General features: G+C 28.5%; 21 protein-coding genes and 2 pseudogenes. 6 read left to right on the top strand and 17 right to left on the bottom strand.

Annotated features, from left to right (window positions below):
• Window positions 1–297 precede the first annotated feature (297 nt).
• The gene (locus JWF52_RS04730) at window positions 298–1,257 is read left to right on the top strand and encodes a calcium/sodium antiporter (RefSeq protein WP_208332195.1); all 960 of its coding nucleotides are present in this window, start codon (window positions 298–300) and stop codon (window positions 1,255–1,257) included.
• 87 nt (window positions 1,258–1,344) lie between these two features.
• Here JWF52_RS04730 and JWF52_RS04725 read toward each other — a convergent pair whose 3' ends face one another.
• Both JWF52_RS04725 and JWF52_RS04720 read right to left on the bottom strand, forming a co-directional pair.
• Window positions 1,345–3,753, bottom strand: coding sequence for a PAS domain-containing sensor histidine kinase (locus tag JWF52_RS04725; protein WP_208332194.1), 2,409 nt, complete (start codon window positions 3,751–3,753; stop codon window positions 1,345–1,347).
• 528 nt (window positions 3,754–4,281) lie between these two features.
• Complete coding sequence (locus JWF52_RS04720; RefSeq protein WP_208332193.1) at window positions 4,282–4,491, bottom strand: hypothetical protein; 210 nt, start codon at window positions 4,489–4,491, stop codon at window positions 4,282–4,284.
• 311 nt (window positions 4,492–4,802) lie between these two features.
• Here JWF52_RS04720 and JWF52_RS04715 point away from each other — a divergent pair, with 311 nt between their 5' ends.
• The gene (locus JWF52_RS04715; RefSeq protein WP_208332192.1) at window positions 4,803–5,321 is read left to right on the top strand and encodes a superoxide dismutase family protein; all 519 of its coding nucleotides are present in this window, start codon (window positions 4,803–4,805) and stop codon (window positions 5,319–5,321) included.
• A 60-nt stretch (window positions 5,322–5,381) separates the two neighbouring features.
• Here the strand turns inward: JWF52_RS04715 and JWF52_RS04710 are convergent, their stop codons facing one another.
• The 3 genes from JWF52_RS04710 to rbr form a co-directional block, all read right to left on the bottom strand.
• Window positions 5,382–5,525, bottom strand: coding sequence for a DUF4177 domain-containing protein (locus JWF52_RS04710; protein WP_208332191.1), 144 nt, complete (start codon window positions 5,523–5,525; stop codon window positions 5,382–5,384).
• A gap of 197 nt (window positions 5,526–5,722) precedes the next feature.
• Window positions 5,723–7,135, bottom strand: coding sequence for a potassium/proton antiporter (locus JWF52_RS04705; RefSeq protein WP_208332190.1), 1,413 nt, complete (start codon window positions 7,133–7,135; stop codon window positions 5,723–5,725).
• A 483-nt stretch (window positions 7,136–7,618) separates the two neighbouring features.
• Window positions 7,619–8,203: a rubrerythrin gene (rbr, locus tag JWF52_RS04700; RefSeq protein ID WP_208332189.1), complete on the bottom strand. Its 585-nt coding sequence runs from the start codon at window positions 8,201–8,203 to the stop codon at window positions 7,619–7,621.
• Window positions 8,204–8,514: 311 nt separating this feature from the next.
• On the opposite strand from rbr, the gene JWF52_RS04695 reads away from it, so the two are divergent.
• The 4 genes from JWF52_RS04695 (at window position 8,515) to JWF52_RS04680 (ending at window position 13,008) form a co-directional block, all read left to right on the top strand.
• Window positions 8,515–9,555, top strand: coding sequence for a cache domain-containing protein (locus JWF52_RS04695; RefSeq protein ID WP_208332188.1), 1,041 nt, complete (start codon window positions 8,515–8,517; stop codon window positions 9,553–9,555).
• 70 nt (window positions 9,556–9,625) lie between these two features.
• Window positions 9,626–10,639 carry a sigma-54 interaction domain-containing protein gene (locus tag JWF52_RS04690; RefSeq protein ID WP_208332187.1) on the top strand — a complete coding sequence of 338 codons (1,014 nt, stop codon included), beginning with the start codon at window positions 9,626–9,628 and terminating at the stop codon, window positions 10,637–10,639.
• A 337-nt stretch (window positions 10,640–10,976) separates the two neighbouring features.
• A complete protein-coding gene (locus JWF52_RS04685) occupies window positions 10,977–12,194 on the top strand; it encodes a sensor histidine kinase (RefSeq protein ID WP_208332186.1) in 1,218 nt (405 codons plus the stop codon).
• Between the two features lie 49 nt (window positions 12,195–12,243).
• Window positions 12,244–13,008, top strand: a complete 765-nt coding sequence (locus tag JWF52_RS04680) for a response regulator transcription factor (RefSeq protein ID WP_208332185.1) — start codon at window positions 12,244–12,246, stop codon at window positions 13,006–13,008.
• 103 nt (window positions 13,009–13,111) lie between these two features.
• On the opposite strand, the gene JWF52_RS04675 is transcribed toward JWF52_RS04680, so the two are convergent.
• The 12 genes and pseudogenes from JWF52_RS04675 to pduB all read right to left on the bottom strand — a co-directional run.
• Entirely contained in the window at window positions 13,112–13,855 is a 744-nt protein-coding gene (locus JWF52_RS04675; RefSeq protein WP_208332184.1) for a flavoprotein, read from the bottom strand.
• Between the two features lie 14 nt (window positions 13,856–13,869).
• Complete coding sequence (locus JWF52_RS04670; protein ID WP_208332183.1) at window positions 13,870–14,529, bottom strand: phosphate propanoyltransferase; 660 nt, start codon at window positions 14,527–14,529, stop codon at window positions 13,870–13,872.
• Between the two features lie 36 nt (window positions 14,530–14,565).
• Window positions 14,566–15,120: a BMC domain-containing protein gene (locus JWF52_RS04665; protein ID WP_208332182.1), complete on the bottom strand. Its 555-nt coding sequence runs from the start codon at window positions 15,118–15,120 to the stop codon at window positions 14,566–14,568.
• A 101-nt stretch (window positions 15,121–15,221) separates the two neighbouring features.
• Window positions 15,222–16,172, bottom strand: coding sequence for a choline TMA-lyase-activating enzyme (gene cutD / locus JWF52_RS04660; protein WP_208332181.1), 951 nt, complete (start codon window positions 16,170–16,172; stop codon window positions 15,222–15,224).
• Window positions 16,173–16,174: 2 nt separating this feature from the next.
• A complete protein-coding gene (locus JWF52_RS04655) occupies window positions 16,175–16,462 on the bottom strand; it encodes a hypothetical protein (protein WP_208332180.1) in 288 nt (95 codons plus the stop codon).
• A 3-nt stretch (window positions 16,463–16,465) separates the two neighbouring features.
• Window positions 16,466–17,470 (bottom strand): DMT family transporter, encoded by a 1,005-nt coding sequence (locus tag JWF52_RS04650; protein WP_208332179.1) that lies wholly within the window; start codon window positions 17,468–17,470, stop codon window positions 16,466–16,468.
• A 28-nt stretch (window positions 17,471–17,498) separates the two neighbouring features.
• Window positions 17,499–20,704, bottom strand: a pseudogene (cutC, locus tag JWF52_RS04645) (choline trimethylamine-lyase).
• Window positions 20,690–20,932, bottom strand: a pseudogene (locus JWF52_RS04640) (pyruvate formate lyase family protein); the annotation flags it as partial. The pseudogenes JWF52_RS04640 and cutC, both read right to left, overlap by 15 nt.
• 33 nt (window positions 20,933–20,965) lie before the next feature.
• Window positions 20,966–22,114 carry a 1-propanol dehydrogenase PduQ gene (locus tag JWF52_RS04635; RefSeq protein ID WP_353654874.1) on the bottom strand — a complete coding sequence of 383 codons (1,149 nt, stop codon included), beginning with the start codon at window positions 22,112–22,114 and terminating at the stop codon, window positions 20,966–20,968.
• Between the two features lie 19 nt (window positions 22,115–22,133).
• On the bottom strand, window positions 22,134–22,406 hold the full coding sequence (locus JWF52_RS04630; protein WP_208332178.1) for a EutN/CcmL family microcompartment protein: 273 nt from the start codon (window positions 22,404–22,406) through the stop codon (window positions 22,134–22,136).
• Between the two features lie 32 nt (window positions 22,407–22,438).
• On the bottom strand, window positions 22,439–24,037 hold the full coding sequence (locus JWF52_RS04625; protein WP_208332177.1) for an acetaldehyde dehydrogenase (acetylating): 1,599 nt from the start codon (window positions 24,035–24,037) through the stop codon (window positions 22,439–22,441).
• 29 nt (window positions 24,038–24,066) lie between these two features.
• Window positions 24,067–24,667: propanediol utilization microcompartment protein PduB (pduB, locus tag JWF52_RS04620; protein ID WP_208332176.1), on the bottom strand; the 601-nt coding region annotated here is incomplete at its 5' end.

Raw genomic sequence — 24,667 nt, 5'->3', positions numbered from 1 at the left:
CTCTGTAAATAGTTTTTTACTCATTATGTCATCCTCCAGCTATTTTATTATACATAAAAAAATTCCTATAGAAGGACATTTTATAATTGTCCACTCTATAGGATACATTTTAAAATCTCCTTAGTTATTTTATGTTTATATCAAAACCTATCTATTATATAGGATATATTATTTTTTTCTTATTTTATATAAATAAAAGAAATAATTTTAATTTTATTATTTTATTATACATATTCTCTATGGTATACTAGTTTGTATGCTAAAATGAATATTTGATATATCATAAGGAGGGTTTTAATGCCATTTTTGTTTTTAATTATCGGTTTTATGTTTCTTATAAAAGGAGCAGATATATTCGTAGAAGGAGCGGCATCTATAGCTAAAAAGTTCCATGTACCTCCTATGGTTATAGGGTTAACTATTGTTGCAATGGGAACAAGTGCTCCAGAGGCTGCCGTAAGTGTTGGATCTTCTTTAGCCGGTCAAAATGACATGAGTATAGCTAACGTTGTAGGATCTAATTTCTTCAATATACTTATAGTTTTAGGTGTTTCTTCTATAATAGCTAAATTACCTGTACAAGAAGATACTATAAAAAAAGATACTCCATTTTTAATATTAGTAAGTTTATTATTAGTGTTTTTAGGATTCAATTTAAATTTAGGGAGAATAGATGGTCTTATACTTTTAATCGTATTTGCGCTTTTCTTAATAAACACTGTCAAATCAGGGCTTAGAAGTAGCAATAATGATTCTATAGATAATAATGGCGAAACTGCTGTTGCCATAGATACATCCATAGAAGAATCCTTCTCTATGCCTAAAACTATATTAGTTTGCGCATTCGGTATTATAGGAATAGTTCTTGGTGGAGATATAGTTGTAAATTCTGCAACCACTATAGCAACTTCATTTGGTATGAGCGAAAACTTAGTAGGCCTTACTATAGTTGCTGTAGGTACTTCATTACCTGAATTTGTTACATCTATCGTAGCTATAAAAAAAGGAGAAACTGAAATAGCTATAGGAAATGTTATAGGTTCTAATTTATTTAATATACTTTTAGTTTTAGGTTTAGCAGCAGTAATAAATCCTATTACTATGAGTACATTAGCTTTAATAGATGTTATTTTTATGACTATTATAACAGTTCTTTTATACTTATTCATGAAAAAAAATAACTCTCTTGTTAAGAAACAAGGAGTTGTATTAGTAATATTATATATTGCATATATGATATTTACTATAATTAGATAGTTTTTATAAAATATATTTTTTTATATCATTTTAAGAAATACCTTGTAGAGTAGATATCTAATAAAACATCTGCCCTACAAGGTATTTTTATAAAGAATATATATCTGAAAATTCTATATTACATTTTTCAATCTGAAAATCTGAATAATTTCCATCAGGTATTGTTTTATGTTCTTCTTCTACTGTTACTATTGGAAGTTCAAAGATAAATTCTGAACCTACACCTTCTTCACTATTTACATATATTTCTCCTTTATGCATTTCTATCAAAGATTTTGTAAGTGATAGCCCTATACCACTACCTTCACATCGTCTTGTTAAAGAGTGATTAACTTGTTCAAATCGTTCAAATATCAATCCGAGTTTTTCCTTTGATATACCAACTCCATTATCTTTTATTGATACAATAACTTTGTTATCTTTATGCTTTATATCCACTATAATTTCCCCATTTTTATCAGTGTACTTAACTGCATTAGATAAGATATTTAGCACAATACGTTCAATCTTATCTGGATCACATGCTATTACTGTTTCTTCTCTATCTGTATCAAAAATAATATTTATATGCTTATTTTCTGTATAATTTATCACAGACATTGATATATCTTCTATTATTTGTACTATATTATAATTACTAAGCTGTAATTTATAAAAACCTGTATCTATTCTTGTCATATCAATTAAATTATTTACAAGCCTTAGTAATCTATATGAATTTTGTTTTATTGAGTTAACATATTTATTTAAATTTACATTTTTTTTAGAGTATATTTCATTTTTATCTATCTTCTTATTTAGTAATTGCATAGTTCCAAGTATAATATTTATTGGTGTTTTAAATTCATGAGAAATATTAGCGAAAAATTCATTTTTAATGCTTTCTAAATGTATTGCTTCTTCAAGAGATTTCCTTTCTTCTTCTCTTATTTTTTCTTCTGTGATATCTCTAGCTGTAACAACAAACTCTTCTGTTTCTCCTATCAATATGCTACTAAACTCTAACCATTTATATTCACCGTCTTTGCATAAACATCTTTGGTTTAGACGAATTATTTCTTCCTTATTCTTTGCTTTTGGAACATTCATTCCCGCATCTAAGTCATCTATATGAATCAAGCTAGCCATATTCATTGATAACAATTCTTCACAACTCCATCCAAGAGTTTTTGACCATTGATAATTTACCTTTTTTATCCAACCATCCTTATTAACTATCCCCATAATATCCGTTGCTGTTTTTAAAAATAATTCTAGCTCATTTTCTACATCTCTTCTTTTTTCAAGCTCTTTTTTAACTTCTCCTGACAATCTGTATTTTTTTATAAGTATACCAATTTCCATAGCTATAGTTTTCATAAAACTATCTAAGTTATTCATAGGTAAGTTTTTATTTTTATAAGAAATAGATAAAATGCCAATGAATTCTTCATCTGTTGTAATATTATATACACCTGTATATTCAATACCATTGTTTATTAATTTTTCTTTATTAAATACTTTGTATCTATTATTTATATGACATATGCCTTCTTGATTTTCTTCTTTTATGTACTTATTAAGTTCATCCTTTGAAAATTTTATATTATTTTGATTTTCAAATGTAATATTTCCAATTCCAAGTTTAACTATCGGTACGATTAACTCTCTTTTAGCATCATTTAATAGTAATACCATGCCGTCTACTTCTAGATGCCTAGATAAATCTTTCATCATATCTTGTAGCATTTTATATAAGTTAGTATTTTTATTATTTTTATTCAATATGCCATATAAGGCAGACATATCATTATGACCCTTAGATCTATCTAATTCTAAATTTTTTCTTACTGTAATATTTTTAGATGTTCCTATTAAATATTTTGTGCTTCCATTTACGCCAATTATCTGTGATTTAAATATTTCAAAATACTCGTTTCGTTTATCTGAAAGTATTTTTTCTTCATATAATATAGGTTTTCTTGATTGTAATATTAACTTATCTTCTTGTTCATATACCAAAGCTCTTTTATAATCCCAAATATCCCGGTCATACTTGCCTTGTATTTTATGTTTTTCTTGTTTTGTATATTCTAAGTAGCTTTTATTTGCATATATATACCGCCCTTTTATATCTTTAATCCAAGTCATAAAAGGAACTTCATCTAATAAAATTTCTAAGTCTTCTTTTGTATAATATTTATCAGTTAACTCTTTAGCTACGATAAAAATTGATTCTTTATTATTATATATATCTAAGATTACTTTTGAACTTAAATTTATTATATTTTTAGATTTTGAATATAACTTTAATTCTATCTTCCCTTTATTTTTATTTCTTAATAAGTCTTTTATATTAAAGTCTTGAGTCAACAAAATATTATTTATACTAAAATTATATATATCATCTTTGTTGTAATTTAATCTTAGCAATAATTTATCATTGCAGTATTGTATCTCCCCTTGATAATTGACAACTAAAATATAGTCTCTTATCTCATTTAGTATATGATTCATGTATTAATTTTCCTCTCTGCCCCAATTTATGTACTATTATAGTATATATATTTTTATGCTAAATTTCATTAAAATTTAATTAATTTAAAGTTTTTATACGTTTTTTTCTATTTTTATAAACTTTTATACATAAATATGCTACATTTAATTTTGTAATTCACTATTAAATAGTATTTATATTTTTAATATTTTCTTAATAGAATTACTAATAATGAATATTGCTTAAGAGAAGATTTATAAATGTTTTTTCTTTAAATTCGCCTAAAGGAGATTTGAAATCAATTAACTTATAAAGTGATTTTTTCAACTATGATGGGAATACTATTTTGCTCAATAAAAAAGCTACTAAATTATATTTAGTAGCTTTTTTATTATTAATTCATCAACAAAAATAGTCTTGGGCAAAATATTAATATAACATTTGTATACTATATGATTATTATATCATAATTTTAAATCATAGTTAGGTTTCTTATAGTAATTTATTATGCTTATTTTAAATAGTTATTATTAAAAATTTTAATAATATTATATAAACTCAATATATTTAACATTATTTTTATCTATTGAAAAAGAACTACCTAAATCTCTACCTGACATAGTTAATAGACTAACTTCTTCATTATTATTAAACATATTTGACCATTCAACTAATGAGTTGAAATTTCTAATGCTATCTTTTTCGATTATTTTTTCAAAACCATTTTTAAAAGTTATTTTTATTCTATTATATTTCAATTCTATCACCTTCCTAATAATAGAATATACCCTATTTGTAGTTTTTGTAATTATTTTATATTTTTATAATTAGTGTATAGTTATCTAAAGTATGGTTATAATTTTAATATCCCACTAATATTTTTTTACTTATCTTTATATTTTTATATGTTAAAGACAGGCAACGGAACCTGTCTTTTTTGTGTTTATTTTAATAAATAATACATTAGCTAATATAAGTATGCTACTCATGTTAAGTCACATTATATATTCACATAACATAGAATAAACTGTATATATTTTATGAAAATTGTGTTAAAGGAGTTGCTTTTATGGATAAATCGTGTCCTAAGTATAATATTAGTGAAATTTTTTCTTCATATGACCCTGGCGAACCAGATGCATATGCAAAGTTAAAAGGAGGACCACTAGCACCTTGCATTAAAGGTGATATCTTTTTATATCAACTACAAAATGGAGTGTATATAAAAGCATATATAACAGGAATACCTACCACTACTTCTTCGGGAAATCCTACTAGTTTTCATGGCTTCCATATCCATGAACATGGTGATTGTAGTATTGGAACTGCTACAGATCCTTTTTTAGCATCTGGTAGCCATTGGAATCCAACTAATCAAACTCATCCTATGCATGTAGGAGACTTACCTCCTATATTATCTGCAAATGGCATTGGTATTTTATCTGTTTACACTGATAAATTCACAGTATCAGATTCTATAGGGAAGGCTTTTATACTTCATGAAGGTATTGATGATTTCACTTCACAACCTTCAGGTAATGCTGGTCCAAGATTAGCTTGCGGTATTATAGTCTCTTATAGAAGATAAACTTTCCGTTACTAAAATAAAAATGATCCAATAAGTATTAAATACTTATTGGATCATTTTTTAATTAACGGGTCTTTTAAAGTAATGCCATGCATTGCATACACAAACTAATTCCCATCCACTTTTTCCATATTCATTTAATGTTTCTGTAGTTTTTTCTCCAGCACCTAAAACCATAACACATTTATATTCGTATATTATCATCTAATCCTCCTTTAAGTTAATCTCTTATTATTTTTATATTATAAAAAACTTTAATATATTCCATTACATTCCTCTATTATAGCTTCATTATTAAAGCGAATTACGCCATTTTTCCCTTAATATTAATTTTTATAATCTCAAAATAAACTACATAAAAAACCGTATCCTATAATTAGATACGGTTTTTATAATTATTTTTATAGTAAATCTTCTATTTTATCTCCACTTAATACTAAAATGTCTCCACCTTTTATAATTGTTGATCCTTTAGGTATTAATACTTTATCTTGTCGTTTTATCATAACTATTAGTATGTCTTCTGGTATATTAGAATCCATTATACTTTTATTTGCCCATTTACTCTCTTCAGATACATTTACCTCTATAAGTTTGCTACTAATTTCACCATCATAATCGTTAAATGTCTTTAATACAGTTGTACTATTATCAACTAAATCTAGCTTTTTAGCTACAGCAGGAATTAAAGTTCCTTGTATTCCTACTGATATTAATGCTATAAAGAATATTATATGGAATATATCATTTTCTATAATTACACCTTGAGTCACAGCATAAATTGCAAAAACTATTGATGCAGCTCCTCTTAATCCTACCCAAGAAATAAATAATTTTTCCTTATTTGAAAAATTAAATCGTCCTAAAACTATAAATGTTGATAATGGTCTTGCAACAACTATCATAAATATAGATATTGCTATGGCTATTCCAATCACACTTGGTAATTTAGAAGGGAATGATAAAAGTCCTAACATAAAGAACAGCATTATTTGCATAATCCATGATATTCCATCAAAGAAATGAACTAAACTCTTTTTATGAGGTATTTTACTATTACCTATAATAATACCGGCCATGTAAACACTTAAGTATCCATTACCTCCAACATACTCACTAATTGCATAAGAAAGCATCGCAATAGCTGTAATAAATATAGTATAAAACCCTTCTATTTCAAATTTTGAATTTCTTAAAATATAAACAGATACTTTAGCTAATACAGATCCTATTGCTAATCCGAAAACTATCTGCTTTATTACCATAGGAACTATAAGCTCTGAACCTGAGTTGTTCATTAGTGTTAATACAATTAATGTTAACATATAAGCTATCGGGTCATTACTTCCACTTTCAACTTCTAACAATGATGCTAAAGATCCCTTTAAATTTAGTTTCTGAGAACGCAATACAGCAAATACAGATGCTGCATCTGTTGATGCTACAATCGCTCCTATAAGTAAACCTTCTAGTAAACTAGTTCCAATTACCATATTACAAAATAGTCCAGTTAGACCTGCTGTAATTATTACTCCCAGCGATGACATAAGTATAGACGGTATTGCAACAGGCTTTGCCATTTTCCAATTAGTTCCAAATCCCCCAAAAAACATTATAAATACTAGTCCTATAGAACATAATTGTCTCGTTAGTTCATAGTTGTCAAAGTAAATTCCAACCATTCCATCAGATCCAAATAACATTCCTAGCAAAATAAAAATTAGTAATATAGGTACTCCAAATTTATATAATACCTTACTCGATGTTATACAAATTAATAAAACTAACCCGCTTACAAGCATTAATTCAATCATATTATCTCCTCCATGTCTATTAAATTTTTATAGATAATATTACTTATGTCAGTATATCTAATTTTATATATTAACTTTTTAATTCTATATATTAAATAATTATATTTTGAATTTATAATTACTTAATCTTTCATTTTTTATACTTGATTTTTTAATTGATTTGATATTTTTTAATTTATTTAGAGATAATTATGAAATACATAGTAATTGAATAAATAAGATAAAGCCAACTAGTAATTTAGATACTTTAAGATATGAATCTTTAAAAATAATATATATATTAAAATATTTTCTATATAAATATTATATAATTTTTATAATAAATCGTCAATGCATTTTTTCGTAAAATGAAACAATTGCATAATTTTTTTTAAGTAATGCAATTTAATATTCAATTCCACTATCTAAAGAGCTATTTACATATTTAATTAAATAAAAAAGTAGCTCTAATTATTAGAGCTACTTTTTTATTTAATTTATATTTTAGTAATTTTCTATAAACACTTCAAAATATCCTTGTGGATGTATGCACGCTGGACATGCTTTTGGAGCTTCTTTACCTTCATGTATATATCCACAGTTATTACATTTCCACAATACTACTTCATCTTTTTTAAATACAGTATTATTTTCTATATTTTCTAATAGTTTTCTATATCTTCTTTCGTGTCTTTTTTCAACTTCTCCTATTTTTTCAAATGCTACTGATATTTCAGGGAATCCTTCTTCTTTAGCTATCTTTGCAAAATTAGGATAATCAACTTCCCATTCCTCATGTTCACCATCAGCAGCAGCTTTTAAATTTTTAGCTGTCTCTTGGTGAAAAGATACTGGATATGAAGAATTTATTTCTATAGATTCATCCTTAAAATCTTCTTTTAAAAATTTATAGAATCTTTTAGCATGTTCTTTTTCCTGTTCTGCTGTTTCCATAAATATATTAGCAATCTGAACATACCCCTCTTTTTTTGCTATACTTGAGTAATAAGTATATCTTGTTCTTGCTTGTGTTTCACCTGCAAAAGATTTCATTAAGTTTTCAGCTGTTTTTGTTCCCTTTAAAGTCATAGTCAATCCCCCATTTCTTATAAGTTTTGGTTACTTTTTCTATATGCTAACATATTATCAATTAATTTTCAATCCATAATTTTCCATTAGTATACATTTATATTGAATCAATCAAGTAAAATTATAACTATTTTTAATAATAGTTATAATTTTACTTGATTGACATAATATTAACTCTTTAATATACTAAATTTATCAAAATATTTATATAAATCTTAAATAATTACAAAGTATAAAATCTCAATTTAAATATTATTTTTATATAGATATTTATTTTTAAAATATAATAAACTTCAAGGAGAATTTTAGGTATGTTAAAAAGATTATCATTAGTACAAAAAATTGTTCTTTCTACCTGTATAGTCTTACTGATAACGTTTGCCGTACTTAACGCTATAGCGCTAAAGCAAATTTATAAATACAGCCAAGAACAAGGTGAAACTATTGCTTCGTTTACCTCTAAGTATAATTCTGAAAAATTAGAGCGACGATTTGAAAAAGTGATAACCATAGCAAAAGATATAGCTAACCAAACTGAAACAATGGTTAGCACAGGAAACCAATCTCGAGAATTCATATTATCTATAATGGAAAATACTCTAAATTTACATGATGATATTTTTGGCATTGCCCTGTTATATGAGTCAAATAAATTTGATAATAAAGATATAGAATATATAAACAAAAGGGGAAGCAATTCTAATGGACAGTTTATGCCTTATATAACTAGAATTAGTGATCATAAATTTTCTACTGAACTTTCATTTTATAGTAACTACTCTGAAAATGAAACTAAATGGTATGATATACCTAAAGAAACTCATCAAATATATCTTACAGAGCCTACTACATATGATGTTCAAGGTAAACCTACAACAATGGCATCTATTGTAGTTCCCATTATAAGAGATGATAAATTTGTTGGTGTTGTAAGTGTTGATACTTCTTTAGATTACTTGCAAAAAGAAATTGAAAAAGTAAGACCTTTAGGTGGATTTAGTGAAATTGTATCAACTGGGGGAATATATGTTGCAAGTGGTGAAGACTTTTCAAAAGTCTTGCAAGATGTTTCTAATAGTAACGAATGGAATTCTGTATTAGCTAAAACTTCAAAGGGTGAAGAATTTACGAAATCTGGTATTTCACCTTCTACAAAGGAAAATGTTTTAGAAGTTTATAGTACTATAAATATAAAAGATACCGATCAATACTGGACTTATGTAAGTATTATACCTTTTAGTAATATTTTAGAAAACTTTAACTTATCTTTTAAAACAATTTTATTTGTGGGATTAATACTATTTGTATTTATCGTATATGTCAACTATTCTATTATATCTAAAGATCTTTAATTTCTACTTAAATATGTTTATATATAATTAATAAAGAAAAATTTTTGTTGAAAAGGACATTAGTAAAACTATGAAAAATAACGGTGCTTATTATACTTTTGAAAATATAATTGGAAATAATAAAGAATTAAAAAAGACCGTTGATTTTGCACATAAAGTAGCTCTTAATAACTCTTCTGTATTACTTTTAGGAGAAACTGGTACTGGCAAGGAGTTGTTCGCACAAAGCATTCATAATGCAAGTAAGTTTTCAAATGGGCCTTTTATAGCAGTTAACTGTGCTGCTATTCCAAGTACATTAATAGAAAGTATTCTATTTGGAACTGCAGAAGGTGCATTTACTGGTGCAAAAAATACTAAAGGACTACTTCATCAAGCTCACAACGGAACTATATTTTTAGATGAAATTAACTCTATGAATTTGGATGCACAATCAAAATTATTACGTTTTTTACAAGATAAAACCATTCGAAGTGTTGGAGATAATAAACAAACAAAAATACATTGTAGAATTATAAGTGCAATTAATAAAAGTATAGAAGAGGAGATCAACTCTGGTAATATAAGATCAGATTTATACTATAGACTATCAACTGTAACTATTCGAATCCCTCCTCTTTCTCAGAGGATAGATGATATACCTATACTATCAAATTTCTTTGTTAACAAATATCAATTAGAATTTTGCTCTAATATAAAAATGATAGACTCTTCTCTTCTAGAGAGTTTTATGGACTATAACTGGCCTGGAAATGTTCGTGAATTAGAACATGTAATTGAAAGCGCTATGAATATGATAGACTCTGGTGATGAAATATTAAAACAAAAGCATTTATCTACATATTTGCAACAACGTATACTATCTATAGATACAAGTAACAAAAAAAACAGTGCTGATATTATATTTTCTACTGAAAAAAAATTACATGAAATCTTAGACGATGTTGAAAGAAAAGTCATAATTGAAAGATTATCTAAAAATCAAGGGAATATTACACAAACTGCAGAAGACTTAGGTATATTTAGACAAGCGCTTCAATATAGAATAAAAAAATATAAAATAGAGAAAAACGAATATATATAGTATTTTTATCTGAATAAATTATTAACTATTAATTTAATGCAATCTAAAAGTGCATGCAATTTATTATTGCATGCACTTTTAGATTGCAAAAAACTGTATTTCCTAATATCCGTATGTACTATATTGTAATTTAGCCATTTATAAAATATTTTTATCAATATTTAAGAGGCAACAGTATTTTGCAGTATAAAAATTTATATTTTCTATAAACATATCAAACGCTTCTAAAACCCAGTAATTTCAATATTTAACTTTATTTTTTATTATTTATAAGTTGGCATATTAATTGCTATATAAATAATTAAAATAAATTATTGTACATATAAGGGGGTATTGTATGAATAATTTTGATAATTTAGACTTAAACAGTTTAATAGATATAGAAATTATATCAAAAACACAAAAACAAATATGTAATCTTTTAGACTTTTCTATAGCTACTACAACTTTTGACGGAAATTTGGTAGATGAGGTGGTTAATTGTATATCATTTTGTAAATTAATACAGAGTTCTTCTAAAGGAAAAGTTTTATGCAAAAAATCTAAATCTAATTTTAATAATAAAGTTTTTAAAAGTAGGCAATGCGGTTTATATGATTGCCATATGGGATTAAAGAACTTCACAACTCCAATTATAGCTAATGATTTATTTTTAGGTAGTGTAATTATCGGTCAGTTTTTAATTGATGATGAAGAATTTAAGAACAAAGAATTTGATATAAAAAAAATTTCAAAGAAATTTGATATCTCTGAAAGTAAATTAAAAGATTCTATTTCAGAGATTCCTATTATAAGAAGAGAGTGCCTTTCTAAAATTGAAGGAGCATCTTATCTGTTATCAAATTATTTTTCTGAAAAATCAATTAAATGTATTACAACAAAGAAGTTATTGTATCAAACTGAAGAAGCTTCAAGATTTGAAAATGAAGCTAAAAAGTTTCAACTAAAAACCTTAGAAGCCCAAATTAATCCTCATTTTTTATTCAATACATTAAATTCTATCGCTAGAATGGCTCTGTTTGAAGATTCTCCTAATACAGAGGAAATGATTTACTGCTTATCAGATTTACTAAGATACAATATAAAACAAAGTGAAGAGTTTCCAACCATTTATGATGAACTAAAAAATATTGAAAGGTATTTATTTATTCAAGGTATTAGATATAAAGATCGCCTAAGTTATAATATCGAAGTATCAGATGAAATATTAGATTTTAGAATTCCTTCAATGATTTTGCAACCAATTGTTGAAAATTCAATTATACATGGTATTGAGCCAAAAACATCTGGGGGAAATGTATCTATAATTGGAGAAGTAGATAATGAAAATATTAAAATAACTATTAAAGATAGTGGCATCGGTATTTCTATAGAAAAGCTTAGTACTCTTTTATGTAACGATAAATTTTCAAGCAATAGCTTAGGTACTAAAAGCTCTCATAACCGACTAATCAGTTACTTTGGATCTAATTATGGATTAAAAATTTCTAGTACTAAAAACATAGAAACAGTAGTCGAAATTAAGTTTCCATGCTTTAAAGAATTATCTTTTTAAAACAAATTCAAATTAAGTTTATTATATATTAAAAGGGAGGATTAAGTTTATGTTTACTCTTATGATTGTAGAGGATGAATATATAGAAAGGGAAGCATTACGCATGATTATATCTAAGGAGTTTAATGGGAAAATAAATACAATAATAGAAGCCAAAAATGGTAATGAAGCTATTATTAATGCAAAGAAGCATAAACCAGATATTATATTAATGGATATAGGTATACCTGAAATAAATGGTCTTGATGCTCATAAGAAAATCATCTCTTTTTTGCCTAATGTTCAAACAATTATTCTTACAGCTTACTCAAACTTTAATTATGCTCAAGAAGCTTTAAGGTTACAAGTAAAAGATTATTTGCTAAAACCAGCTAGAACTTCAACATTAAAAAATTCTATAAATAAAATAATATCGAAAATAAATAAACCATCACTACTAGAGGATTACTTATATATAAATAAATCCCAATCAGATATTATAAGAAAAGCTATCATTTATATGAATAATAATTATCAAAATAAAATTGATCTTCACTCTGTATCAAATGAAGTTCATGTAAATTCTCAATACTTAAGTAGATTATTTAAAAAAGAAATTGGGATTAGCTATGTTGACTACTTAAATACGGTAAGAGTAAATAATGCTTGTAATATGTTATCTAATACAACATATCCTGCATATAGAATTGCCACAGATTCCGGATTTACAGATTCAGCGTATTTTAGTAGAGTATTTACAAAACATACTAAACTTACTCCCAGCCAGTATCGTAGAAAGAATATTACTATTACTAATGTAAATGCTTATATTTGATAAATTCTTATCTAATTTATAAAAAAATATTACTGAAAAGCTAATTTTCCAGTAATATTTTTTTATGCTTATTTTAATTTATTAAATAAATATTAACAAATATCTATTTTTTTAGATTATCAATAATTTTTACGTTTTTATCTAATATATATTCTTTTGCTAAATCTGTAAGTTTCTGATTTTTAGATAAATATATTTTATCTTTACCCACTATATCTTCACATGTAATATATTGTGACTGTGATGAATCTTCTACTATAGCAATATTATTTTTCACCTCTTCTTTAGAACATGTTCTATTTATATATATTTCATCAATTTCCTTTTCTAAATCATATATAGCAATTGATTTCATACCTAATTCTTCTACTTTTTCCTTATATGAAAATAGCATTTTATTATAAGCTTGATTTACATTTAGCTTTTTTAATTTTGCAACTTCAGATTCCGGGTTCCAACTAGCATCTAAAGATATTACTTTTTTACCCATCATAAGAGCTAACTGTATTGAAGTTGTTGCTTTTGTATCTGCTATTCCTAATGCTACTTTCGATAGAGTATTTCGTGTTAAAAATGGTACAATTAAAAAATCAGATTCTTGTATAGATTCTTCTATTTTTTCTATATTATCTATTTTTGTTGCTATATTATCTATCTTTTCTATATCTATAATTTTTGTGCTATTCTCAGACTCTATATATTCAAATTTAATATCTTTTTTCTTTTCAAGTATTTCAAATATTTCATTAGAATACATGTTTCCACCAGTTATAATAATTAGAGCTTTTTTCTTTGAATGTTCACTTAAAATCTTTTCTATTATTTTTTTTATTTTATATTCATCCATACAATCTCCTCTTTTTATAATACTAAATGCTTTATTTCAACAGTATCTCCTGATGATAATCCACAAGCATTTGCTTCATCTAAATCTAAATGACATTCTAATGAGAAATCTGGATGCACTCTAACTAATACTTCTCCAAAAACTGCTCTTCGTTCTCCAGTTGTAACAATACTTACAGTTTGACCATTAACTACATCAAATTTATTTGCTTCATCTTTATTCATGTGAATATGTCTTTTAGATATTATCACTTTTTCCTTCAATATAATACTACCTTTAGGTCCTATAACACATATGTCTCCTGATCCTCTTAAATTTCCAGATTCTCTAACAGGGCACTTAACGCCTAATGTAAACCCATCTGTCTTAGATATCTCTAGTTGACTTTCTTTACGCACTGGACCTAGTACACGTACATTAGGCAAATAACCTTTAGGTCCTGCTATTGAGACTACTTCTTTTGCAGCATACTGCCCTGGCTGCTTTAGTGATTTTAATTCATTTAATTTATATCCTTCTCCAAAAAGGATTTCTAGATCTTCTTGACTTAAATGTATATGTCGGTTGGATACTCCAACGGGTATATATTGTTTTTCTTTATTTTCACTTGATTTTTCTTTTATAAAATCAGCTATCATTTTGACTAATTCTGTATGATTTAAATTATTATCCATATGCTTAATATCCTTTCCTATAGCTTAAATATAAGGTTATTTCTTACTTTTTTTGCTTTTAGATAGTTTATCATCATTTTCTAACTTATCCTTATTTTTTGAAGTATCTTTTAATTTCTTATTATCTTCTTTCTTAATTTCTGTTTGACTTTCTTCTATTTTTATTACTTTCGTAACATTTTCTATCTTGATTTCTTCCTGTTTTTCTTCTTTTTCGTTTAATTTTTGTACATATTTTTCTTTCTTTATCTCTTTTTTATTTATTTTTTCTTGCATTTCTTCTAACTTAGTTTCTTTACCTTTTTTATCTTTATGTGGCATAAGCATATTTAATACAGAGTTATCTGTACGTGCTATGACATCTACTGCTAAAACTTTGCCTATTTTCTTTGCTGCATCAGAACCTGCTTCTACTGCTGATTTTACAGCACCTACATCACCTGTAACTACTACAGCAATTATTCCAGATCTAACTTTATGGTATTTACTACCAACTATTTCAACATTAGCTGATTTAAGCATAACATCTGCAGCTTCGATTGCTGCTATTAATCCTTTTGTTTCAATCATTCCTATTGCATTTTGAGACAACTCAATTCCCTCCCTTTTATCTTTTAATTAGTAAAAAAACGAAAAAACCTTAAGCTAATACTTTAGTTAAAGATTTTTCCGTTTTACTTATCAATAAGACCTTAGTGCTTTACTACTTTAATAGGTAAATTAAATTCTTTTACAAAATCTTCAATTTTTTCTAGCTCGCTTTGTGAATAAGTCAAATCTTTTTTAATGGAATATTCTTTATCCAATTGTTGGTATTTATTAACACCCAGTTTATGATATGGTAATATTTCAATACCTTTTAGATTTCTTCCTTCACTAATTTTATTTATAAATTTCATAGCACCTTTAAGTGCCCATTCTTGATCATTCAATCCCTTTATCATAGGCATTCGAATTGTTATATTAGCACCTATATTAAACAGTTTAGCCATATTAGTAAGTATTTTATAGTTGTTTACTCCAACTAAATTTTTATGTTCCTCTGGGTCTATGTGTTTTAAGTCATATAAGAATAAATCTACATATTTACTTAATTCTTTATATATTTCCCAGCTAGCTTGGCCACAAGTTTCAATAGCTGTATGAATTCCACAAGATTTACAAACCTTTAATATCTCTAGTGCAAATTCAGGTTGAGACGCTACCTCGCCTCCACTAAGTGTAACCCCTCCTCCTGATGTAATATAAAATAAACTATCCTGCTCTATAATGTTAATTATCTCGCCTACAGTTTTTTCTTCACCTGCTATACGTACAGCTTCACTTGGACAGTTAGATTGACATAACTTACATCCATCGCATTTTATTTGTCTATCTATCTCATGTACTACATTTCCATCATGTACTTTTTTAATATTGTGTATTCCTTTGCTACAAAACGAAACGCATTTACCACATTTTGTGCACCTATCATCTACATACATAACATCAAAGTTTGTTGAAATTCCCTCTGGATTAGAGCACCATTTACATTTTAGTGGGCATCCTTTAATAAATATTATTGTTCTAACACCTGGACCATCATAAATAGAGTATTTTTGTGTATTAAATATGATTCCTTTTTTGTCTAATTCGAGTTTCATTATTATTCTCTCCAAGACTTAGGAAGATATTTTTTTAGCAATTTACTACCTTCTTCATTTATAGTATAGTAAATACATAGTTCATGGTTTTTGTTAAACTCTACTTTTGTATCATCAAGTAATCCATTTTCTTTCATTGATATTAAATCCTCTACAATTAGATCTCTTTTAAAATATTTTTCTGATCCATATTCATTTTGTAGATTTTCCATAACTTCATCCACGGAGGCTTCCTTTATCTGAGAAAAGAAGTGTAATACTCTAAATCTCATAGGTAACATTTGTCTCATATTTTATACCTCCTTCTTTCTGAACATTTCTCTTGGGTCTATTGCAACTAATATAGCTCCTACTAATACTAATATAGCTCCTATTATTAACGTTTTAGTTATCTCTACATCTCCTAAGAAATAAGTAAACATTATTCCCCACATTACATATGTACTATTTAAAGCCATACCTTGAGCAACACCACTCATACTGTTACATTTATACCAAGTTAAGAATGATACTGCTGCAGCTAAAGCAGCAATCGCTATAATAAGTAGTGTAGCTGGAGAAGTAAAAACTTTATTTAACATACCAAGACCACCAATTATAGGTAATATTATTACTAAAAATACTATTCCTGAAGTTGCCTGACGTATATTTATAGCTATTTTAGGATCTATTACTGCTGTACCAAATGCTGATAATGTACCTTCAGCTCCCCATCCAAATGCTGCTATAAAAGCACATAATACACCTATATAAAAATGTGGATTCGCATCTCCTTCAGGAGGTGTATAACCTATAACTATCGCTCCTAATACACATATTATCATTCCTATAACAACACGTTTTGTAACTTTTTGCTTTAAGAATATTCTAGCTAATATAGCTCCTACAACTGGAAAAAGAGCTGATACTGGTATGGCATATGCTGCTCCAGCAAATTGAATTCCCATTAAGTAGGCAGCATTTGCTATAGGTCCCCCCATAAGTGCTGCTAAGCATACCATTAAACCTGGAAATGTTTTTAAACTACGCCATATTTCTTTTGATCTTCCTTGCGCTATATTATAAAATAATAGCCATAATGCTGCTATACTATCGTTTATAGCTGCTCCAACTAGCGGTGCTACAACTATACTAACTCCATTGGTAAAAGGTGCCATAGCTAAAGCGACACCTAATACTGCACTATGAAGTCCGAAAGTAATCCCTGAAAATATACCTATAGCAGAACCTTTTTTAGCAAAGTTTGCTTGCATTTTCTTTTGAGCTATTATTGCTTCATTACTCCCTATTGCTTGCATAATGTTTCCTCCATGTTATTTTCTAATATTAAAAGCTATCTAGTACTGTACGACTTATTATTTCGTCTTGAACTTCTTTGCATAGCTCTACAAAATATGCGCTATATCCTGCAACACGTATAATTAAATCTCTATATTTTTCTGGCTCTTTTTGAGCTTTCTTTAATATCTCATTATCAGCATAACTAAATTGCATTTGCGCATTTCCTAGTATAGAAGCTGTACGTAATAAAGTTATTAGGCCATTTTCACCTTCTGGTGTTTCAAGTATGCCTTTTAATAACTTAAAATTATGAACCATACCTATATTCATATCTTCAACATTCATCTTACTCACAGATTTAATTATAGATGTAGGACCACAGTTATCTGCACCTTGAGTCGGGCTTATACCATCTGAAAGTGGAGTCCATGCTAAACGACCATTTGGAGTTGCTCCAGTTAATTCTCCTATTGGGGTATTATTAGAGATTGATAAAGTACCATGACTTAATTTTGAATATAGCATATTGTATTTTCTATGACTTTTTTCTGTCCAGTTTACTATATCCCCTGCTATACTATCTACATAATCATTGTCGTTTCCATATTTAGGCGCATTTAAACAGTCTTGTCTTAAATCTTCGTATCCTTCAAAGTTAGCGTCTAAGGCTTGTTTTATTTCCCCAAGAGTGTATTTTTTATCGTCAAATACTAATTTCTTTATAGCTGCCATAGAGTCAGCATATGTAGCTAGTCCTGACCATATTAGTCCTGGACCATAGTTTACTACAGCTCCTCCATGAGTAACATCAGTACCTTTTTCCATACAACCTTCTACAAACAGTGACATTAATGGTTTTGGTGCAATATCTCTATGTACTCTTTGGCTTATAACTGTTCCTATAGCTGATAATCTAGTTATATGCTCTATTTGTTCTTTAACTGCTTCTTCAAATTTTTCATAAGTTGTGAAGTTACTTAAATTACCTGTATCTATACCTTGTTTAGTACCGTGCCATTTCATAACACCACGATCTAGTACAAATTCTATAGCAATTGGCCATTGAGTATATCCAGTAGAAGTCCACTGATATATACGTCCTGATTTTTGAGGCTCAACACAACCCATTAAACAATAATCTCTTGCATCTTCCATGCTAAAACCTTTGCTTAACATCATTTTTATATGAGCATCATCAAAGTGGCAAGCTGGGAATCCCAATCCCGCTTTTACAACTTCTACTATTTTCTTTAAATATTCTTGTGGTGATTGATTATGTATACGACAAGCTAAAGAAGGTTGATATACTTTTACGTGTTTTACCGCATCCATGATTAAGCAAGTTAAATCATTTGTTGCGTCTCCACCACTACGTTTTTGCCCACCTATTGTTAAGTTTACAAAAGGTTGATATCCAGCAAAAAACTTAGCTCCACCTTCACTTGATAACCACATCATTTCAGAACATTTTATTAGGAAGCATCCCATTAACTCAAAAGCTTCTTCTCTGGTTATTTTTCCAGAGTTTATATCAGATTCATATAATGGATATACATACTGGTCAAGACGTCCTAATGAAAGACCTGTTTGATTTTCTTCTATTACAAATAATGATTCAACTGTCCACACACTTTGTAGCGCTTCTTGGAATGTTCTTGGAGGATTAGCTGGAACATGGGCATTTACTTCTGCTATTTTAAATAGTTCAGCTTTTCTTTAGGATCTGATTCCTTCATAGCTAACTCTGTTGCATAATCAGATAATCTCTTAGCATAAGCCATTACACCTTCGCAAGATTCTATAGCTGCTTTATAGAAATAAATCTTATCGATATCTTCTGGATTTTCCATAGCTAATTTAGCTAAATTAGCTTCTGCTTCTGCTTTTATACCGTTCATACCTTTTTTTATTAATATTATGTCATATCCTGGACAAGTATCTCCTCCACCATTTATTTGGTGATAAGAAAGATCACTTACAAATGCTTCTCCAGAAAACTCCCAAAGTCCAGCTTCTTCATATTGTGTTTGGCATATTTCATCTACTGAACGCCCTTCCCAAAATGGGAATATTTCTTCTCTCATTACCTTTTTATCTTCTTCTGCTATTATAAAAGGGTCTTGAGGACGAGTATGTATAGTCTCTAACTCATCTTTAACCCAACGCCAAGCTATATCAGGAGAAAATGCTCCAGCTCTTGCTTTTCCACAAGGATGTCCAACTATTAATTCATCATTTTGAATTAACAATGGCGCTTGTTCGCAAGCTCTTCTAAATGCTTTGGCTCTTAACATTATGGTTGGCATCCCTGGATTTTCTTTTGTTACTTCAGTAAATGCTTTAGCCCTTACTATAGAAACACTTGGCTTAGTTTCTAAATATCTTTCTTTTAATTTTTTTAATCTTCCTTGAAGTCCATCTTTACTATTTTCAACTAAATCATTTTTATTTTCACTTATAGCTCCATTAAATAATCTTATACAAAGTGATGGTTCATCAGCTAAAATATTTTTTGATGCAGCTAAGCAAATAGCTGATAAATCATTTATTAAAAGATTTTTATCTTCTATTTTTCCACCCTTATAAAGATGTTCAAACATTGGATATCCTTCAAATTTTCTTTGTTGTCTTACTTCGCTTATTTCAGCAAGCTTTATCCAAAGGCACTCAACTATTTCATAAGCCTCTTCTTTTGTTATCTTATTAGCTTTTAGATCTGATTCATAATAAGGATATAAACATTTATCAAATCCTCCTGGAGAAACTGAATAGCTACCTGATTCAATTTGTAATATTAATTGGAATAAGTAAAAAGATTGGCATGCCTCTTTAAAGCTTTCTGCTGGATATGCTGGTACTTTTCTACACATTTTTGCTATTTCAAGTAGCTCTTGTTTTCTGTATGGATTTTGTTCAGTAAGTGACCAATCATATGCCTTTTGTGCAAATCTTTCTGAAAAATTAATAGCAGAGTCACAAGCTATTATAGATGCTTTGAAAAAATTATATTGCTCAACTTCATATCCATTTTGGGGACAATCTATTTCTTCAAGTTTTTTAAGTGCACATTGTTTTATATTTAAAAATCCTCTACTTAAAACGGTATTATAGTTTGGTGAATAATATTTTTCTCCATCACACTCTACTGATTCTGATATAAATGAATATATAGATGAGTTACCTATTACATCAAAAGAGTTTTGTAATCCAAAGATCTCATTTTTTTGTTCTATTGAAAACTCAGGAAACATGGGAGAGCATCTAGGTTTTTTAGCTTGATTTCCTACTATTAATTCATCTGTTCCTATCAATATTGTCATTTCACTTAATACTTTATTTAATATCTTAGCCTTTTTTAATATTCCAGATTCATTTGATAATTCTTGATAAGCATCAGTAACTATTTTCGCTCTTTCAGTACAAATACCAGTTTCATTTGCTAAAAATCTTTGTTTTAGCACCTTACCTCTTGGCGACATACTTTGATTAAACATTTTTGATTTCCCCCTTTTTTAATTGCCCTGGAAAACATCTATATATAATTTTTTAATATCTTCAATTGATGACTTCCTTGGATTTGTAACTGTACAACTATCATTTATGGCAAGTGTTGATAAAGTTTCTAATTCCTTTATAAACACATCTTTTTCTATATTTAAATTACATATGCCAACAGGCATATTCATTTCGTTTTTTAATACTTGTATAGCTTTAATTAAATTTCTAGTTCCTTCTTCTGCATTTCTACTAGGTAAATTTAATAATTTTGCTAAATAGGCATATTTTTCAGCCGCTAAACTTTTAGCTTCATTTTCTAGATTTGCATTGTATGCTACTATATATGGAAGTAGTAAAGCATTTGCCCTACCATGAGGTATATGGAATATTCCACCTAAAGCATGAGCTAGACTATGATTAATTCCTAACGATGCATTTGTAAAGGCCATACCTGCTATACACGAAGCATTATGCATCTTTTCTCTAGCATTTTTATTTGATCCATCTCTATATGCATCTAGTAAGTAATCGAAAACTAGTTTAACTGCTTTTTCAGCTAATGCATCAGTAAATTCACTAGCATCAGTTGATACATATGCCTCTAAAGCGTGGCATAAAACATCCATACCTGTATCAGCAGTAATGCTTGCTGGTACTGATTCAACAAATATTGGATCTAAAATAGCAACATCTGGTAACATCCATTCATCTACAAGAGCAAGTTTTTCATCCCCTATTTTTATAACTGAGAAAGAAGTTACTTCAGATCCTGTTCCGCTGGTTGATGGTATTGCTATAAAGTTTGGCTTTTTAAATTCTTCTTTTTTAGATTCTTTTAATTTCCATAAACAATATAGTATTCCTTTTGTTGTATCTATAACTGATCCTCCACCTAATGCTATTACTACATCAGGATTTACATCATACATTTTTTTCATTCCCTCTACAATCATTTTTATATCTGGGTCTGGCTTTACATCTGAAAATACATTACAAGTAATTTTATTTTCACTAAGAGTATTTATAATTTTATCTACAAAACCTAATTGTTCCATAACTCTATCTGTTACTATAAGAGCTCTATTACCCTTTAAATTACTTAAGTATTCGATAGAGTTTCTATTAAAATAAACCTTTGGCTCTATTGAAAATTGGTTCATCATAATATAATCCTTCTTCCCACTAATTATCTAGCTGTATATTTTCTACTATTGCTACAATTGACATATCTTGATATGGTTCTTGGTATGAATCTTTTCTTTCATTTGTAGCACTATCTCCCACTAAAACTATATCTCCTTGTCCTGCTCCTACTTTATCAACTGCTACATAGGTTATTCCTTCTTTTAAATTTTGAAATTCATCAATTTTACTTACTAAAAGAAGTTTTGCTCCCATTAAATCGGGAGTTTTTTGATTTGATATAACTCGTCCTATAACCTTTGCTAAAATCATCTTATTACTCCTTAGAATTTTTCAATTTAAAACTATCTCTTTAATTCAGCTAATACTTCTCTTAATAGGCGTTCTATTTGTTCTTCACATATATCTGAATTTTTATTGTCACAAACATTATCTACATTTGAACTTGTAAATCTTGTATCTTCTTGTGTATACGCTACTTCATTCATTACAAATCTTGTATCTGTTTGTACAAATCTTGAATCATCCATTATAAATCTTGTGTCTACTTGTTTGCATACTGCGTTATTAGGTCTTAATTCTTCTAATTCTTTTACTCCATATGCGACTTTCCTAATATTTATAAGATCTAATGGCCCTATATTATTTGACGCTGAGCTTCCACCTATTGCTCCACATCCTAGTGTCAATGCAGGTGTTAAATTAGTTGATCCACCTATACCTCCAAGTGATGATGGAGTATTTACAAGTATTCTAGATGCCGGTATCTCAATTGCAAATCTCTTTACTAACTCATCATTATTTATATGCATTGAGAAAGTATGACCTGCTCCTTCATTTAATAATATTTCTTTGCACTTTTCACAAACTTTTTCTATATTTTCTTCTACATAAAACGTAAGTATTGGGGCAAGTTTTTCTCTTGAATATGGTACATCATGTCCAACTCTAGATTCTCTTGCGACTAAAACTTTTGCACTTTGAGGAATATTTTTTAGTCCAGATAATTCACATATGACCTCTACACTTTTTCCAACTATTTGTGGGTTCATAGTTCCATTTGATCTCATTATAAACCTAGATAATTGATCACTTTCTTCTTTTGTTAGTATATAAGCCCCTTGAGATTTAAGCTCTGATATAACTATATCTTCCATTGACTTTTCAACTATTACTGATTGTTCTGATGCACATATTACTCCATTATCAAACGTCTTAGAATCTATAATCCTCTTAACTGCTAGCTTAACATTAGCACTTTTATCTATAAATGCAGGTCCATTTCCAGGTCCTACTCCTATAGCTGGTGTTCCTGATGAGTAAGCAGCCCTAACCATTGCTTCTCCACCTGTAGCCAATATTAATGATGTATCTTTATGTTTCATTAATTCATTAGTTGCTTGTATTGAAGGTCTTTTAATACAAGTTATTGCTCCTTCTGGGCAGCCTGCCTTTTTAGCTGCTTCTACTATTATACTTACAGTTTCCATGATTGATTTCTTTGCATTTGGATGTGGTGATAGTACTATTGCATTTCCTGATTTTATAGAAATCATTGATTTATATATAACTGTAGATGTTGGATTTGTTGAAGGTATAAGAGCTGCTACAACTCCAACTGGAGTAGCTATATCTATAGTTTTAGTAAGTCTATCCTCACCTATTATTCCAACAGTTTTAGTACCTTTTAATGATTCATAAACTCCCTTTGATGCAAATATATTTTTTACTACTTTGTCTTCCCATTTACCAAATCCGGTTTCTTCATTAGCCATTTTTGCAAGCTTTTCAGCACTTTCATATGCTGCATTAGCCATAGCTTTAACTATTTCATCTATTTGAGTTTGACTCATTTTAACTAACTGTTTTTGTGCTTCTTTAGCTGTTTTTACTAGTTCTCTAACTTCTTGAATAGATTGTAAATCTTTATCTAAAAGAAACATAATTCTTACCTCTTTCCACCTTATATTGTTTAAATTGTTGAATTTCCTATAGATACTGGCTTTTCTCCCATAGACTTTAATATATTTAATCCAACTTCTTTAGCTGATGTAACAGCCTGTTTAACTGCTGCTGAATCTCCAGTTAAAACAACCATTATTTGATTTGAATACCCTGATGCATCTACATCTATATACTTAACTACATCAACACTTGCAGTTTTTATAGCAGTGTCAGCCATAACAATTCCTATTGCAGCTGGTGCTCCAACTACAATCCCTACAGAGTGTCCTTCTTTTGCTCCATAAGCTGCTTCTAAAGCTAAGCTTGCTCTTGCAGTGTAGTGTAATTCCACATGACCTGTATCACATACATGGACATCTCCAATATATTTTGTTACCGATTCTAACATAATCTCTACCGCACGACGTGCATCTGATACATCATAGGCTGCAAAAACAATAGTTGCTCCTCTGCCTGCTCCGCCTTTCATGTCACGAGCAAATTGAATAGATGCGATTTCTGTGTTTGTAGCTTTAACTGCCTCATCTGCAGCCCAGATATGAGATTCGCCCCCTTGCCTGGCACTAACTAGGCCAACTGAACGAAAATTTTCGTTCAGTCCCATTTGG

Origin of the sequence: Clostridium sp. CCUG 7971, from assembly GCF_017590215.1 — a bacterium.
GTDB lineage: Bacteria > Bacillota > Clostridia > Peptostreptococcales > Peptostreptococcaceae > Faecalimicrobium.
Note: the sequence above shows the minus strand (reverse complement) of the source record. Positions and strands in the feature narration are given on the sequence as shown.